We start from the raw sequence: 17,686 nt of genomic DNA on the forward strand, positions 1-17,686 counted from the left end.
ACTTTCCAACTTTTTGGACAGCCCCTTTTTATATTTGCCCCATCGCATCTGCAATCTTCATAAATATCGAAACATTATAAAGCCTGACTAAACTTTGCACAAACCTTTTTTTAAGATTTTTTCGAAAATGTTTTTCTTTTCCGATGAGTGACGTAACAGGGCAGGAACGGAAAACAGATCAAAAAAAAGATCAAGTTAGGAATAATTTTTAATTGCAAATTATTTGCAATTAAAAATTATTTGCATTATTTTTGTCGCAAAATAAAAACGAAATGAACACTACGGATAAAATACGAGAAGCAGGGTTAAAATCGACCCCTCAGCGCAAAACGGTATATGAGTCCATGATAGAGTTACAACACGCTCCTATCGAGTTGATTATTTCTCATGTGCAGTCGAAAGACAAAGAAATCACACTTTCTACGGTATATCGTATTCTAGACTCTTTTTGTAAAGCCAATCTGCTGTCTCTAGTATGCCATCCCGAAACGGGTAAATGCTATTACGACATTACGGTTCACGAACACCATCACATATTCGAAGGCGAACAGATCATGGACTACGAAGACCAAGAATTGACACACCTGATACAGCAATACTTAGAAGCACATAATATAGCTTCAACTGACATAGATAAAATACAAGTACAGATTACACTCAATAAATGTTTAACAACTAAAAATGAATTGAAATGAGAAGCATCACAACATTCGATTTGCAGTATGCACACAGATTCTACGGTTTCCAAGGCGAAGCTCAGTACCTTCACGGCCACACCGGCGTTTTGACTATCGAGGTAGAAGATACCGTAAATGAAGGAGTAAACATGGTTTACCCTTGTAACGAAATCCAGAAAGTAGCTTGGGACGTGCTGAAAAACTTCGACCATGCTCTTGTTCTCCGCGAAGACGACCCGTTATTGCCGGCTATTCTCAACGTGTATGAGAAACAAGGTATAAAAAACGGCCATCCACAAAACAAAATGAAAGGTGAAGCCTTCAAGACCGCACTCGCTACAGCCTATCCCAACTGTCGTCTGGTAGTGACTAAGGAAACAATGACCGTAGAAGGCATGATCAAGATCGTGTACGATCTGCTCAAGGATAAACTCAACATCGCCAAAATTACCTTTACTAGTGGTGTGAACGCAGCTTCGGCCGAGTTTGAAACCAAAAACGACATTGACCGTTGCCCATTATGTGGTATTTCACTCAATGAAAAGGGCGTATGTCCCAAGTGCGGATATAAGAAACCGTAAACGTTTCGAAGGAGTACCTCACAACAAGAAGGAGATACCGTTTTCAAGTATCTCCTTGTTAAAAAACAAATCCGAAAGACCGATACGAATTATCCCATTGCAAGAAATTAATTCAAACAGACTCTTAAGCCTCATATACTCAAACTACTATTTTATATGAATATGAACATACACCTTTTACGTACAGGAATACTGACAGCTACCCTTACAATATTGGTTTCCTGCAAACAAAAAAATAATACAGTAGCCGAAAACGCGACAGATAAAATTCAAGTGGAAAATACGCCCGAAGTCGTATTAAAAGATTATGGAAAAGCACCGATTGTGTTAGATATCGAAGCCTATACCGAAGGTAACGACAACTTCCGTACAGCCCTATGGACAGGCTCAAACTTGCAAGTAACTTTGATGAGCATTCCCGTCGGCGGAGATATTGGTCTCGAGCTACATTCCGATATTGACCAATTCCTCCGTATCGAGCAAGGAGAGGGACGAGTAATGATGGGTAACACGCAGGACAAACTTGATTTTGTACAAGAGGTGAAAGCTGATCACGCAATATTCATACCTGCCGGCAAATGGCATAATCTGGTCAATACCGGTAACACAGCTATCAAACTTTATTCGATCTACGCTCCTATCGAGCATCCGCACGGTACAGTTCACAAAACACAAACCGAAGCGATGGAGGCAGAACATCACCACTGATACAGTATAGTCCAATTGTATATAACGACAAAGAGATATTATCTTTATAAGAGATTATCTTAAATTAGATTTTTGAGTCTAGTCTCTTTACTTTGTCCACGAAAAAAACAGAGCAAATCTTGACTTCCCTTAGTCACAGGTTTACTCATGTCTTTAAATTTTCACATTTTTCAAACCTGTCTAAATTTTCCGGTCAGTAATAATATAAAACAAATATTTCTCATCAGAAAATTTAGATAGGTTCTTAAACTATTCTCTTCCGATCATCTCCAATAATCGAGAAACGGCTTTTGCAGGAGACTCCTGTGCAAGCAACTTAACGAACTGACTACCGATAATCGCGCCGGAGGCATTCCGACAAGCTGAATCAAATGTTTCCCGGTTAGATATACCGAATCCTATCAGGCGAGGATTACGAAGATTCATCGCAGCTATACGACGGAAATATTCCTGCTTAGCTTCATCGAACGACTGCTGCGCACCGGTCGTCGCCGCAGAAGATACCATATAGATAAATCCTTCTGTATTCCGGTCGATAAATCGGATACGTTCTTCGGAAGTTTCAGGGGTAATAAGCATTATTACATTCAGATCATAACGATCTGCTACAGGCTTATACTCTTCAAGATAATCTTTGAACGGCAAGTCCGGGATTATTACTCCATCTACTCCTACTTCATGACAACTTCGACAAAAGTTCTCAAAACCATATTGCATTATAGGATTAAGATACCCCATCAAGATTAACGGAATATCGACTTCGGAACGGATATTTCGAAGCTGTCCGAAGAGTTTACTCAATGACATACCGTTCTGCAAAGCCTTTGCAGCCGCATTCTGAATCACTACTCCATCGGCCATAGGATCAGAAAAAGGAATTCCTATTTCTACCATATCGACTTCCTGACGTTGTAGTTCCTCGATAATTTCACAAGTAGTATCAAGAGTCGGATATCCGGCTGTAAAATAAACCGAAAGAATATTTTTTTCTTTACGGCCAAACAATTGTTGTATTCGATTCATCTCTTTAATTTTGTTATAATTCGGTCTAATTTTTCTATATTTTTTATTCCGGGAGAAACTTCAAAACGGCTGTTCAAATCCACCCCTGCAAATTGCGGATGCCTGAAATTCAAAACTCTCTCTGCATCATTTTCTCCTATACCTCCAGCTATAAGAAAAGGGACATTTCCTGTATAATGTTGCAATATCCCCCAATCGAACGAACATCCCGAACCGCCATAGCCGGACGTAGAAGTATCGAACAAGAAAAAATCACAACACCCGTCATATCTCCCGGTAACCATCAAATCTTCTGGAACAGATACGGAAAAGGCTTTAATCACATGCATTCCTCGTCGTCTTAATACCTCACACGCAGAGGGAGTTTCACACCCATGCAATTGTACATGTGTAAGTCCATATCGGATTATCGTATCTTCGATCACACGCAATTCTTCATTTACAAAAACCCCTACTCGTCCTGTAGATCGTGGAAGGTACTCAGGTAAAGAATTTACATAACGAGGAGAACGGGGATAAAAAATAAAACCCATGAGATCGACCGACAGATTCTCCACCAACCGAATATTTTCTCCATCACGCATACCACATACTTTAACCAACATCTTCTTCACCGTTTAATTGCTTCACAAACCGACTCAAGGCTGCACCGGGTCGAACCTCCTTCATAAAATTCTCTCCCATTAAAAATCCTCTGAACCCCACCCGACGCAAGGCTCTAACCGTATCGGGGGAGGAAATCCCGCTTTCCGATATGCAGATTTTATCCGAAGGCAAATGTCTAACCATATCGAATGAGTGTTCCACCCGAGTTTCAAAGGTCGTCAAATCACGATTGTTAATTCCTATCATATCAGCTCCAGTATCTAAATAGTCGAGCTCTTTTTTTTCATGCAACTCGAGCAATACTTCCATTCCGAGGCTGTGAGCCAAATCGGTAAAACGACGACAAGTCTTCCGATCGAGTACTGCAGCGATGAGCAACACGGCATCCGCACCTATCGCTTTTGCTTGATAGATCTGGTATTCATCGATTACAAACTCTTTACGCAAAAGAGGTATATCAATGCTTTTCCTGACTTTACACAAATCGGCAACCGTTCCGCCAAAATAAGGGTAATCTGTCAATATAGAAGATGCAGATGCTCCACCCTGTTGATAATCAAGCACAACACTTTCGACATCAGCATCACGATGTATCCAACCTTTTGAGGGAGAACGACGTTTAAACTCAGCTATTATTCCCGAAGAAGATTCCAACAACGCACGACTCAGGGAAACAGTACTGCGCATCATTCGTTCGCTTTCCAAAAGCATATCCACAGTATAGGCTTCTTTATGTCGCTGCACTTCAATTCGTTTGTCTGCAACTATTTTATCCAGAATATTCATCTTCGAATCAAGAATTAAGTTCAACAAACATCTTCAATGTCTTTAATGCTCTTCCGCTTTCCATAGATTCACGAGCTAAGGCAATACAGTCTGTCAGCGATTTTTCCGGCTCAATTACCCGAATAGCAAATGCCGCATTAGCAATCACACAATCGGTTTGCGCCGGAGTAGCTTTACCTTGCAATACACGATCAAATATGCGAGCAGCTTCCTCGGGAGATTTCCCCCCATCGAGATCTTGCTCACAATAACGGTTAAAACCTATACTTTCAGGAGTATAGATCATTTCGGTAGTAGAAGTCGCAACCTTAAACTCTCCCGTTAATGAAATTTCATCGTATCCATCGAGACCATGCACTACGGCAAAACGAGTATCGCTCTCCTGAAAGACATAACTGTAAAGACGCAACAGCGGCAAATTATAAACTCCGAGCAACTGATATTTCGGCAAGACCGGATTGACCAGTGGACCGAGCATATTGAAAAACGTGCGTACGCCCAAAGCTTTACGAATAGGAGCAACTGCTTTCATGGCAGAATTGAAAAGAGGTGCGTGCAAATAGGCAATATTACACATATCCATGCTTTTCCGAAGCCGGGTTATATCAGAAGTAAATTTCACACCGTGCTGCTCCATAACATTACTTGCCCCGCTTACCGAAGTAGCTCCGTAATTCCCATGTTTCACAACGGGATAACCAGCCCCCGCTACGACAAAACATGCCGCAGTAGAAATATTGAACGTGTTTTTTCCGTCACCTCCGGTACCGACTATATCGATAGGAGCATATTCGGAAAGATCGACCGGAATACGCATTTCGAGTAAAGCATCCCGAAATCCTGTCAGTTCCTCGACTGAGATGTTCCGCATTAGGAATACAGTAATCAAAGAAGCTATCTGTGCATCATTGTATTTACCCTGCGCGATATTTTGGAGTATATCCCGAGCTTCGGTTCTCCCAAGATACCGATGTTCGAACAACTTATATAGAATCTGCTTCATTTCCGTTTTTATTTTAATGATAAAGAAAATTGCGAATAATCGTATGCCCTTCAGGTGTCAACACCGATTCGGGATGAAATTGTATGCCACGTACATCATATTTTCTGTGTCGAAGTGCCATGATCTGTCCGGAAGCATCTCTGGCAGTGATCTCAAGTTCTGCCGGAAATCCGTCAGGACTGACTACCCAAGAATGATAACGACCTACTTGTATTTCTCGGGGCAATCCCGTAAAAAGCGAGTCGTCCGTAATAATTCCCACAGAAGTCTGCACTCCATGATACACCTCTTTCAGATTTTCCAATACCGCTCCGAAAGCTTCACCGATAGCCTGATGACCGAGACAAACCCCTAAAATGCTTTTAGAAGAAGCATAACGCCGTATCAATGGCAACAGCAACCCCGCTTCTTCCGGAATACCGGGACCGGGCGAAAGTATAATTTTATCGAAACGTCCTATTTCGTCAAGTGTAATTTTATCATTTCGACACACCTCGACATCAGTTTCTCCCAACTCGCGTACCAGATGCAACAAATTATAAGTAAACGAGTCATAATTGTCAAATATCAATATTTTTTTCATATCTTCTAATTTTTCAAGGTTACCGCCATATCGATGGCTTTTTTCAAAGCTCCCAATTTATTATTCACTTCTTGCAATTCATTCTCTTCTTTACTATGTGCTACAATTCCGCCTCCTGCCTGATACCATAATTCATGATTACGGCTCACAAAAGTACGTATCGTTATCGCTTGATTAAGATCTCCGCTGAATCCGATAAACCCGATACAGCCGCCATAAGCCCCCCGATTATGAGGCTCTATCTCAGAAATCAGTTGCATAGCCCGTACTTTAGGAGCTCCGGAAAGAGTTCCCGCCGGGAAAGTATCAATAAACGTTCCGACCGGATTAGCATCCGAATCAAGCTGTCCGCACACTCTGGAAACGAGATGTATCACATGGCTATAATACTGAGGTTCTTTATAAAACAGAACATTCACATCATGACAATTCCGACTGAGATCATTTCTTGCCAGATCGACCAGCATCACATGTTCGGCATTCTCTTTCGGATCTGCAAGAAGCGTTTCGGTAAGCTCCCTGTCTTTGCAAATATCTCCCGTACGTCGAGTCGTTCCGGCAATAGGATCTATGTACGCCTTACCGTTTTCTATCTTACAATGCGTTTCGGGTGAAGACCCGAATATACGATACCCTCCGAAATCGAAATAAAACAAATAAGGAGACGGATTGATAGAACGCAACGCTCTATACACCTTAAAGTCATCACCCGAAAAAGGCTGGATAAAACGACGGGAAAGAACAATTTGAAAAACATCGCCACGCAAACAATGCTCTATACCTTTACGCACGTTAGCCTTGTGTTGTTCATCGGTAACAGTGCTATATACGGGCGCGGTAAGAAAAAAATTATATGAAGCGAAATTTCTATTTTCGATAACCGACTCCAGTTCGTTAAGAGTAGAGCTCTCTCCTTCAGAAAGCATCTCAACCAAAGTCAATTCATTTTTAAAATGGTTAAATACAATCACCTGTTTATAAAGAATATAAAGCAGATCCGGAGCATCATTGCATTCATCATGGCTCTCTTTTACGGGAATATTCTCGAAATATTTCACAGCGTTGAATGTCGTGTAACCATATAACCCACATACCCGGCTCTCGTCACCGGATACTCTGAATCGGGAGATAAAACCGTTTATAGCCTTTTCTACGGTAAATGATTCATCGATCATCCTCTTTTCTCTGCATCCATCGGGAAATGTCATTGTACAAACTCCGCTGTTTACCCCGATACTCGCCAACGGACAGAGAGCTATAAACGAAAGGCTGTTTTCCCCTGCATGATAGTCGGAACTTTCCATAAGTGCCGACTGAGGATAAATATCACGAACTTTAAGATAGATACTTACAGGCGTATGCAGATCACCTAATACTTTTTTACTTCGTGTTGTATAATCGAATGTTTTCATCTGACTTTTCATTTATTTTTCATTTCACGAATATAAGTTTCCATATCTTTATCCCCTCTGCCCGAAACGGTAAGTACGACCACATCCTCAGGACGGAAACGAAGTTTTCCGAGAGCTCCCAAAGCATGTGCCGATTCAAGTGCCGGAATAATGCCTTCAAGTCTTGTCAACTCAAATGCGGCGTTTAATGCCTCATCATCATTTATAGCCAAAACCGTTGCACGTTTATTTGTCGCCAAATTTGCATGTATAGGTCCGATACCGGGATAATCGAGTCCGGCAGAAATAGAATAGGGTTCTTCTATCTGCCCGTCTTTGCTTTGCATAACGAGAGTTTTACTGCCATGAATAATTCCGATTCTGCCGAGTTGTATAGTAGCAGCGGACATACCGGTATCGATACCCTTTCCTCCGGCCTCTGCGAGAACGATTTTTACCCGATCGTCATTAACATAATGATAAATCGTTCCGGCAGCATTACTGCCGCCACCGACACAAGCAATAAGATAATCAGGATAATCTCGTCCTTCTCGCAAAGAGAGTTGTTTCCGTATCTCTTCGCTAATTACCGATTGCAAACGGGCTACCATATCGGGATAAGGATGCGGTCCTACTGTAGATCCGATTATATAATAGGTATCCGAAGGATGACAGCACCAGTCTCGTATCGCCTCATTCGTAGCATCTTTTAGCGTCATATTTCCTGATGTTACCGGGCAAACCGTAGCACCGAGCATTTCCATTTTCTGAACATTAATATGCTGCCGCTCGACATCGGTCTTTCCCATATAAACAACACACTCCATATTCATAAGAGCGCAAACCGTAGCCGTCGCGACACCGTGTTGTCCCGCTCCGGTCTCAGCAATAATACGTCTCTTACCCATTCGTTTGGCAATCAAGATCTGTCCTATAGTATTATTGATCTTATGTGCTCCGGTATGGTTAAGATCTTCTCGTTTAAGATAGATGCGACAACCATACCGCTCGGATAGACGAGTAGCAAGATAAAGAGGTGAGGGACGACCGACATAGTCACGCAACAAACCGTCAAACTCGTTTTTGAATGACTCGCTTTGAATAATGGAAAGATAGTTCTTCCTCAACTCCTCTACACATCCATAAAGAATCTCAGGAACATACGCCCCACCAAATTCTCCGTAATAACCATCGTCATTTACTTGATAATTTTTCATATTGTCTTACTTTTTCGTTTTCACTATCTGTTTTCAGGATATAAAAAAAGAGGTTTGCCGTGTTGGCAAACCTCTTTATGCGGTATATCTTTAATTACATAAGGTTGCTTCTCACGACTACGGGAGTTGTAAGAATTGCCACCAATATGTATTTACTAAAATAGTATTCATCTTTACATTTTACTCTGTTTGTTGGGTGCAAATGTATAGAATGAATTTGAAAAAACAAATATTCGAGGAAAATTTTTAAATAATTTGTTTTTTCAAAATAAAGACCGTACTTTTTCATTCGATCTGTAAGCTAATACATCTTTATGAAGAAAATAGTCATAGCATCCGACTCTTTCAAAGGTTCGGTATCTTCTGCCGAAGTCGCCCAAAGCGCAAGAGAGGGAATACTCCGTGTATTTCCGGAATGTGAAGTCATCTGCCTGACCGTTTCTGACGGTGGAGAGGGATTGTCCGAAACATTACTACAACAATTAAAAGGAAAACAAATAATATGTTCCGTACATAATTCCCAAATGGAAATGATCAATGCCGGCTACATCTTATCGGGAGATGGGAAAACAGCCGTTATAGAAACGGCGGCAGCCAACGGTCTTGCACTGATACCTAAAGAAAAACGTAACCCGATGGAGGCAACGACATTCGGAACAGGAGAACTGATCAAAAATGCTATCCGGCACGGATGTCGGAATATCCTACTCGGCATAGGCGGCAGTGCGACCAATGATGCCGGCACAGGAATGTTGCAAGCTCTCGGAATTCGGTTCAGAGACGAAAACGGCACAATCTTAGAATATGGAGGAAAAATATTAACTCGGATCGCCTCCATCGATGAGTCTGGAGTATTACCGGAACTGAAAGATTGCCGGTTCACAATAATATGCGATGTAAACAATCCGCTTTTCGGCCCTAACGGTGCGGCCTACGTATATGCTCCTCAAAAAGGAGCCGACCGTGAACAAGTACGTTTGCTTGATAAAGGGTTAAGAAATTTCTCCCATATAATCGAACAAGAGAAAGGCATAAATATCAGTAAAGTTTCGGGGGCAGGAGCTGCAGGAGGAATGGGAGCAGCATGCCTTGCATTTTTTCACGCCCAGTTAAAACCGGGAATAGAAACGGTACTCGAAACAATCGGTTTTGATAAACTCATTGCCGGATCAGATTTGATCATTACCGGAGAAGGAAAGCTCGACCGGCGAACCATTATGGGAAAAACAGCTTCGGGAATCCTCGCTGCCGCCCGAAAACACCACATTCCCGTCATCGCTTTAGGCGGCTGTGTGGAAAATATGAAAGAACTCATAGATGCCGGATTTCTTGCGGCACTCTCTATACTCCCATATCCCGTCACTTTGAAACAAGCCATGCAGAAAGATTTTACACTTTGCAATATTGCCAATACCACAGAACAGGTAATGCGAATTATTAAAATCAAACTCGATAAAACCAATTATATACCAATAAAATACCCCATAAAATCAAAATAATATCTTTTCGGTAGCTGTCTAAATTTTACTCAGACATTCTTTAAAAGATGTTTTCATATCCGACAAGGAGCAAGCAGACTACATAATATACAAAAACAGGAATTTTGACCGAAAAAAGAATCAAAAAATCTGGATATGCAAATCGTTGCATTAGAAGATGCAGACAGGCTTTTAGATATACAAAAAAATTTCGGTAAAAAAAATATATATGTGTCTTTTTTTAATTAATTAATTTGTCTATATATTATCAGAATATAACCATAAATATAAAGAAAAGAAATCAAAATATATAAGTTTATGAAAAAGCTGTTTGCCTCGATTATCATTTTTACAATGGCAGGCATTTCCATATTCGGACAATCCGTGATATCTGAAAATAAAAACAAGTCTCGTCCCGATGACACTCTTATTAAACAACAAGTCACTTTTGAATCTCCGGGTATATCAGGTAACAGAATCCTTTGGGATTTCAGTCAGGCAAACAAAATAAATGACAATTATCTTCTGCATTATCATTACAGCGAAGATGATTCTTCATTGTTTACCGGTATAGAGCACCAAACATCTTACTTCTACAAAGAAACAAATAATTCTTTACAAATGTACCGTTATAAAAACCGGACATTACAAATGAACTACACCTTCCCCGAATGCCGGCTTAAGTATCCTTTTCAATATGGAGACACGATACATGGTCATTTTATGGCATCAGGATACTATTCACAGAAAATACCGTTAAAACTCAAAGGAGATATCTGGATAAAAGCAGATGCATGGGGAATGCTTGTTATTCCTCCGGGTGACACAATCAAACAGGTATTGCGGGTGCATACCCGACGTAACTGCCTACTGAAAACCGAAAACGATAGTACTCGTATTTTCCATGACATATATGCATGGTATGCACGAGGATACCGTTATCCGGTATTCGAAAGTATCACTACCCGACAAGAAAAAGATTCGTCTCAGAACCACATGCAGGTATCGTTCCTCTACTCTCCGGAATCTCAAGGAAAACTCATCGAAGACATCATAAACGATAGAGAATGGTATGCCATGTTGGAAGAATATGAAAACAATCCCGGAACGGACTCGCTGTACAACGGAAAATGGCGTGACCGAAACGGAAATATCATAAAATCCATAACTAAAGAACGAAACGAATGGCAAAACAAAGAAAAAATTATTCCGGAAGAACTAACAAAAATCTGTGATTATTTCAAGCTTTACCCCATACCTATAAAAGAACGGCTGACAGTAGAATACAGACTGAAAAAATCGGCAACAGTAAGATTCTCGATTTTCGACTCTGGTTTCAGAATCATAAAACAAACTGCCACTCAGCAACAGGACGAAGGGGTACACTACACAGAGTTCGACTTATCAGTTCTACAACCCGGAGAATATCATATCCATTGCCGAATCAATGGATCTGATATCAAACAAATATTTATTAAAAGCCTATAATGTCATTCTCTATGAAAAAACTCATCACGATTTTATTCTGCAGCACATTATTTGCATCCGTTTCAAGTCAAATTACAGAAGATCCGATCAATATCTTCGACCGCATCCGTAATGTTCCGTCTCCTACCGCAGCTTCACTCGGTGAATATGTAGATATCCCAGTATCATTATACGCAGGACTGCCGGAAATTGACATTCCTATATATAAAATTGATCTGGGAAACTATAAACTACCAGTCTCACTAAGTTACCATGCATCCGGAATACGGATAGTACAAGAAGCAAGCTGGGTAGGCTTAGGTTGGGCTTTAAATGCAGGAGGGATCATAACACAAAGTATCCGAAGAATAAATGACCTGCAAAATAACGGGTATCCGAATCAACCACCCATTCCCGACTTTGAAGAAGATGATCCTGCACCGGGATCGGACGTAGATACTGAACCGGATATATTCTCTTATAATTTTGCTGGATACAGCGGCAAATTCTGCATTCGAAAAGACAAAAGTATATTTTTGTTGACACCTGAGAATCAACTGAAAATAGAACTGATAAAAGAATCTCCAGCTACATCCAACATTCCTTATTATTGGATAATTACCACACCTGATGGAGTACAGTACACATTTTTTGAAAAGGAATTAAAGAAAACATCTTTCAGATCTTTCGAAGGTATTCAAAATGAATGGAATTACAAATCTTTAGACTTTGAAAATCCATTATCGGTTTTTATGACCCAGCAATTCGTGTCGACATGGTTTCTGAACAAAATTACCCTACCCAATAGAGAAGAGATCAATTTTTCTTATTTCAAAGGGTATTATTCTATAAAATCACCCATATATACTTCTCATAGTCAGACCGACGCTTTGGGTACTATATATGGGAATTCATACCCATATTATGCATCCACAACATTCAGTTGCGATATAACCGTACAAGAACCTATACTGAAAGAAATAACCTGGAAATACGGGAAAACGACTTTCCTGCTATCCGACAGAAAAGATCTGAGAAATTCAAAATTAGGAAACAGTATCGATAATTCTAACCGGCATTCAAAAAAACTGGACGAGATACAAATTTATCCGAGTAACCGCAGCAATCTGGTAAAAAGGATCAAATTCCACCACTCCTATTTCGGAAACATACAAAATCCCGATTCAGCATATATACTGGCACGGCTTAAGTTGGACTCCCTCTCCATTTCGGGATCTGATATGAGCAAACATTACGGTTACTCTTTCGGATACGATGTGCGAAAACTCCCTCAAAAAAATTCTTATATCTGCGATATATGGGGCTATTGCAATTACCCCGAAGGACATGCTTTATCTATGATTCCTGCCGATACAGTCCCTGCCGGCACAACATTCACATTTGATCCGACAGGGTTAAAAAATGAAAATGAAGTAAGGGAAAAGATGAAACCGCTTATCATTAACAAAGACATGCCTTTTATCGGAGGCGTACGAGATTGCAATCCTCGAAACATAACCGCAGCCATGTTGACCGACATACGTTATCCAACCGGAGGTACTACGACTTTCACGTATGAAGCCAATCAATACTACGACAAGCAGAAAAAGAAAATGATATATGGAGGCGGAGTGCGGATAGCTCGAATCTGTAATCCGGCTTATACCAAAGAATACCGATACACATTCGATGACGGTACAAACTCTGGAACAATAATTTCACCTCCCCAATGCTCTCTATATTCTACGTTGTTAGAATCGGAATGGTTCGTTGCAAAATCCGTATCCGTCGTTCTGGAGCGTTTCTCATCCTCGCAAGGGCCTATGGCAGGAGCTATCAACGGACAATCTATCGGCTACAGCCAAGTAAAAGAGATTCTATCGGACAGGAACGGACAAATTATCGAAGAATCCCTATTTCATAACGAACCCGAAGTACTGCACGGGTTTTTAGAATTCCCCAACCGGGAAAATTTCTCGAACGGAAAGCTGAAAGAGCATCGATATTATAACCGAAATAAACTGATACAAAAAACAATTTTCGAATACGATACCCGTTATCTCGACAGTATTCGGGCACATAAAATAAACAATTTTAAACATGGAGACTACTATTTCGTGCGTTCGGGATGGTGCCGCACATCCCGAAAAAAAGAGATAAACTATATACATACCGGAAGTGAAACCTACACTATGGAACAACAGGAAACTTATACACATAATCGTTCGACATATATGCTTGAAAAAATTACATCCGACCTTTCGGATGGCGGAACATTAGAACAGAGATTCCGCTATACCGCCGATATTCCGAACGGTATATACCCCGAAATGAGGGAGCGGCACATACTAAACCTCCCAGTAGAAAGCAGAACTTACAAAAACGGGAAAACAATAGGAGGAAAATTATTTACTTATCAAAAAATAGATGACAAGTTTCTGCCACATCACATATTTACCCGAAAAAACAATACATCACTTGTATCCACAAATTTTTATAACGGATCGGAAACTTCATTTCCGGACTTCAACCCTCCGGTCACTTTTCGTTCGTTCGATTGCATGGGAAACTGTATCGAGTATGTCCCTGAAAATGGGATACCAATCATTTATATATGGGGAGCTAATGCACCCTACCCTGTAGCCGTAATACAGAATGCCACTTTGGAAGAAGTAAAACAACTTATTGATTTCGACAAATGCGTAACAGGAAAGCAAACCGTAGATAATTATTTTATAAATCGGGATCTTCCTAAGGCTCTTATCGAAACATATACTTACAACAAATTAATAGGAGTTACCCGAGTGTCGAAGCCGGGATTCAGTCGGTACACAGATTTCGAATACGATGCTTTCGGACATCTGAGACTTGTACTCGATGTCAGAGGACATATACTTAAAAATTTCGAATACAAATATTCATCCGAAAATTAAATTTGATACCCATGAAACGAACTTTAGCGACATTATGGACATTTCTGCTTTTTACCGATATATTCGCACAATCGGGAAACGGGCGTAATTATATCATAACCCGCACTCCTATAGAACAGATCGGGAAAGAACAAGAATTGACATTAACTTCAGAGAACTGTCAAATAGATATCCGGTATTTCGATGCCTTCGGACGTCCGGAGATGAATATTTCGCAACAAATCACTCCGACCCGGGCCGATCTCATTTCGATAACCGAATTCGATGAAGCCGGAAGAGAAATTCGTCAATGGCTGCCAGTTCCGGTAGCCGGTAATCCGGGAACATTCAGAAAACCGGATGATTTCAAAAAGAGTTCCTCTGAATACTATCAGGATGCTTTTGCTTATTTCGAAACAGTTTATGAACCCTCCACATTTAACCGTCCAATACAGAATACCGGACCCGGGAAAGAGTGGCATACCCGAAACAAATCCGTGAAAACGGAGTACCTTACCAACACCCAAACCGGGGAACTTGCTGTAAAGAATTTTCAAGTTCATGCGGGAACAGGCATATTGCAAGGCGGAGAACTTTATCCTTCTGGTCGGTTGCAGGCAATCCGTACCGAAGACGAAGACGGACATATCCGGTACGAGTTCGCCGATTTTCAAGGACAGATCATACTTTCTCGGGTTATCGGCAACGAGGGTAATCTCGACACCTATTTTGTTTACGATGACCAAGGTAATCTGAGGACTGTTCTTCCTCCTCTTGCAGCAGACGACCAATCGTCTATCGGTAAAAGAATTTGGGACATCCCTTACGCATACAGCTACCGGTACGATTTCAATCATCGGGTTATAGAGAAAAAATTACCCGATTGTGAACCAATATACTACATATACGACTCTGCCGGTCAACTCATCTATACACAAGACGGAAAACAAAGAAAAAAGAAAATGTGGAGTTATACTATATATGATTACGCCGGACGCCCGATCCTATTCGGGGAAATTTTGTTTCCTGGTCCATACGAAACGTTACGAGGTATCTGCAGTTCACATGTTTTCACAGGGAGATATGTCGGGAACGAACCGGGTAACAAGTTTGGTTACCAAATGTCGAAATTTCTCGGAACATCCAAGTCGATACTTCAAGTCAACTATTACGACACGTATGATTATAAAGAATTACCGCAATTCGCTTATTCTCTTGATTTTTCTCCCACTCCTGACCAGCCGAGTTGTCGCGAAGATTGTCGGGGAATGCTCACCGGAAAATTCATCGCTTCGATCGAAGATCCGAAAAATGGAGAATACTCGGCTTATTATTACGATGTTTTGGGACAACAAATACAAGAATACCAAATTTATACCATAAACAACATATTCAATCATATATGCACTACCACAAGTTATAATTTCTCAAGACAACCGATAAAAAGACATACGAAAACCGATATATATCCGTTTTTATCGGAAACCTACCGCTATACCTATGACCATGCAGGGAGGCTTACCGATACTTACCACCAATACGAGAATAGAAGCGAGGTGTTGCTATCCCGCAACGAATATGACGAAAACGGACGATTATCCCGGAAAATACATTACAATAATACTGATACGATAAACTACAAATACAATATACGCGGATGGATTTCGGAAATCACGTCGCGGTTGTTCAAAGAGAAACTATATTATATCCAAGCAACTGAAGGAAAGCAGGATGGAATCTATAACGGAAATATTTCCGCTGCTTATATCGAACAAAACGGTCATAAATACACCCAGAATTATTCGTACGACAAGGCTGACCGACTTAAAAGTGTGATTAACAGATATGTTCCAAGTACTATTCTCACCGCATTCGCAGAAACATTCAGTTATGATAAAATGGGGAATATCACTCAATTGGCCAGATGCAATGCAAACAAGAAGCACACCCTCCTGAAAATAAGCTATAAAGGTAACCAAATGCAATCGGTAACAAACTCCGGGAGGGATATCTTATCCGATGACGAATCCGGACTGCTCTATCCCGATGAGGTCTCGTCAGAGAAAGAGTATTTTTATGACACGAACGGAAATATGTGCGCAAATTTAGATTACGGAATCGCGACTATCCGATATAATTTATTAAATTTACCGGACACGATACAGATGAGAAACGGTAACCAAGTCATAAATTCCTACCTTGCGGACGGGAGAAAATATAAAACGGTAAGCAAGACTTTCTATACTCCCCTTGTCGTACCTCTCGACAGTATAATGAACAGCAACGATCCTCACAATATCACAACAGAAGAGCAATACCGGCACTTCTATTTCCTGAACGGTAAACTCGAACGGGTAAGTACTCCCGAAGGTTATATATCTTATACTCCGGTTGGTATCGACAACAGACATGAAAGGGACTACTTTTTCTTTACCCATGATCACATAGGCAATGTCAGAATCGCACAAAATTATAACTACTGGGTACGAGACCAAAATACCGAATATTATACCACAGGCAACCTTTACGGAAGAAGCTCCAACCCTGAAATGCAACCCCACAAATTCGTAGGTAAAGAACTGATTACCATACACGGAATAGATTGGTATGACTTCAACTCCCGTATGTATTCTCCCGTACTGATGCGATTTATGAGTATCGATCCCATGGCAGAGAAATATTACGGAATTTCGCCCTATGCCTACTGTCTTAATAATCCGGTAAAATATGCCGACCTGAATGGGAAAGAGCCTTTTTCTGTCGCAGCTGCCTTATTTATAGCCGGGAAAGCATTTATAGGTGCCGCTATCGACTTCGGAACACAAATAACCATACAAATGACCGTTAACAATAAATCTGTAATAGGAGCTTTTAATCAAGTCGACTGGACGAGTGTCGGCATTGCCGCCGGATTATCCGCCGCTATCGTTCCGGGAGCCGGTTCGGTAAAAACGGCTACAAGAGTCACCGCTACGGTAGCAGAAACACAAATGGCCAAAGGTGCCATAGCGACTACCGGAGCTGCAATGATTGCGGACGCTACCACAGATATCTCTATCGAGAAAGGAGTAGAAAGCGTATTCAACGGAAACAAGACTGTCGCAGAAGCTGCATGCGACTTGGGGACATCCGTAGCGATATCAGGAATCGGATCATCGATAATAAAAGCGAGTAAAAGCCAAGTGATCAAAGACCTCGTTCCCGCCAGACACGCACCAAGAAACAAAGTGGAAAAAGCTACGGCGACCAAGGTT

14 protein-coding genes are annotated in these 17,686 nt (G+C 41.0%); 7 read left to right on the top strand and 7 right to left on the bottom strand.

Features of this window, described 5'->3' with window-relative positions; all coding sequences use genetic code 11:
* The first annotated feature begins 272 nt into the window (after positions 1-272).
* From Q0093_RS01650 to Q0093_RS01660, 3 genes are all read left to right on the top strand, one after another.
* Positions 273-695, top strand: a complete 423-nt coding sequence (locus Q0093_RS01650; protein WP_297928209.1) for a Fur family transcriptional regulator — start codon at positions 273-275, stop codon at positions 693-695.
* Positions 692-1,258 (top strand): 6-carboxytetrahydropterin synthase, encoded by a 567-nt coding sequence (locus Q0093_RS01655; protein WP_297928210.1) that lies wholly within the window; start codon positions 692-694, stop codon positions 1,256-1,258. Before Q0093_RS01650 ends, Q0093_RS01655 begins: the two co-directional genes overlap by 4 nt.
* Before the next feature lie 156 nt (positions 1,259-1,414).
* Positions 1,415-1,966, top strand: a complete 552-nt coding sequence (locus Q0093_RS01660; RefSeq protein WP_297928211.1) for a cupin domain-containing protein — start codon at positions 1,415-1,417, stop codon at positions 1,964-1,966.
* Positions 1,967-2,215: 249 nt separating this feature from the next.
* On the opposite strand, the gene trpA is transcribed toward Q0093_RS01660, so the two are convergent.
* Genes trpA through trpB form a run of 7 tightly spaced genes read right to left on the bottom strand, consistent with a single transcriptional unit; the run spans position 2,216 to position 8,575 of the window.
* Positions 2,216-2,989 carry a tryptophan synthase subunit alpha gene (trpA, locus tag Q0093_RS01665; protein ID WP_297928212.1) on the bottom strand — a complete coding sequence of 258 codons (774 nt, stop codon included), beginning with the start codon at positions 2,987-2,989 and terminating at the stop codon, positions 2,216-2,218.
* Complete coding sequence (locus Q0093_RS01670; RefSeq protein WP_297928213.1) at positions 2,986-3,594, bottom strand: phosphoribosylanthranilate isomerase; 609 nt, start codon at positions 3,592-3,594, stop codon at positions 2,986-2,988. Before Q0093_RS01670 ends, trpA begins: the two co-directional genes overlap by 4 nt.
* A complete protein-coding gene (gene trpC, locus Q0093_RS01675) occupies positions 3,584-4,381 on the bottom strand; it encodes an indole-3-glycerol phosphate synthase TrpC (protein WP_297928214.1) in 798 nt (265 codons plus the stop codon). The genes Q0093_RS01670 and trpC overlap by 11 nt, the downstream gene beginning before the upstream one ends.
* A gap of 7 nt (positions 4,382-4,388) precedes the next feature.
* A complete protein-coding gene (gene trpD / locus Q0093_RS01680; protein ID WP_294176999.1) occupies positions 4,389-5,384 on the bottom strand; it encodes an anthranilate phosphoribosyltransferase in 996 nt (331 codons plus the stop codon).
* 13 nt (positions 5,385-5,397) lie between these two features.
* A complete protein-coding gene (locus Q0093_RS01685) occupies positions 5,398-5,967 on the bottom strand; it encodes an aminodeoxychorismate/anthranilate synthase component II (RefSeq protein ID WP_297928215.1) in 570 nt (189 codons plus the stop codon).
* A gap of 5 nt (positions 5,968-5,972) precedes the next feature.
* Complete coding sequence (locus Q0093_RS01690) at positions 5,973-7,379, bottom strand: anthranilate synthase component I family protein (RefSeq protein WP_297928216.1); 1,407 nt, start codon at positions 7,377-7,379, stop codon at positions 5,973-5,975.
* Positions 7,380-7,387: 8 nt separating this feature from the next.
* Entirely contained in the window at positions 7,388-8,575 is a 1,188-nt protein-coding gene (gene trpB, locus Q0093_RS01695; RefSeq protein WP_297928217.1) for a tryptophan synthase subunit beta, read from the bottom strand.
* A gap of 314 nt (positions 8,576-8,889) precedes the next feature.
* On the opposite strand from trpB, the gene Q0093_RS01700 reads away from it, so the two are divergent.
* The 4 genes from Q0093_RS01700 to Q0093_RS01715 all read left to right on the top strand — a co-directional run.
* Entirely contained in the window at positions 8,890-10,074 is a 1,185-nt protein-coding gene (locus tag Q0093_RS01700; RefSeq protein WP_297928218.1) for a glycerate kinase, read from the top strand.
* Positions 10,075-10,371: 297 nt separating this feature from the next.
* Positions 10,372-11,541 carry a hypothetical protein gene (locus tag Q0093_RS01705; RefSeq protein ID WP_297928219.1) on the top strand — a complete coding sequence of 390 codons (1,170 nt, stop codon included), beginning with the start codon at positions 10,372-10,374 and terminating at the stop codon, positions 11,539-11,541.
* An 11-nt stretch (positions 11,542-11,552) separates the two neighbouring features.
* Positions 11,553-14,453 carry a hypothetical protein gene (locus tag Q0093_RS01710; RefSeq protein ID WP_297928220.1) on the top strand — a complete coding sequence of 967 codons (2,901 nt, stop codon included), beginning with the start codon at positions 11,553-11,555 and terminating at the stop codon, positions 14,451-14,453.
* An 11-nt stretch (positions 14,454-14,464) separates the two neighbouring features.
* On the top strand, positions 14,465-17,686 hold a 3,222-nt coding region (locus Q0093_RS01715), incomplete at its 3' end, for a DUF6443 domain-containing protein (protein WP_297928221.1).

It is taken from the genome of uncultured Coprobacter sp. (assembly GCF_947855755.1).
GTDB lineage: Bacteria > Bacteroidota > Bacteroidia > Bacteroidales > Coprobacteraceae > Coprobacter.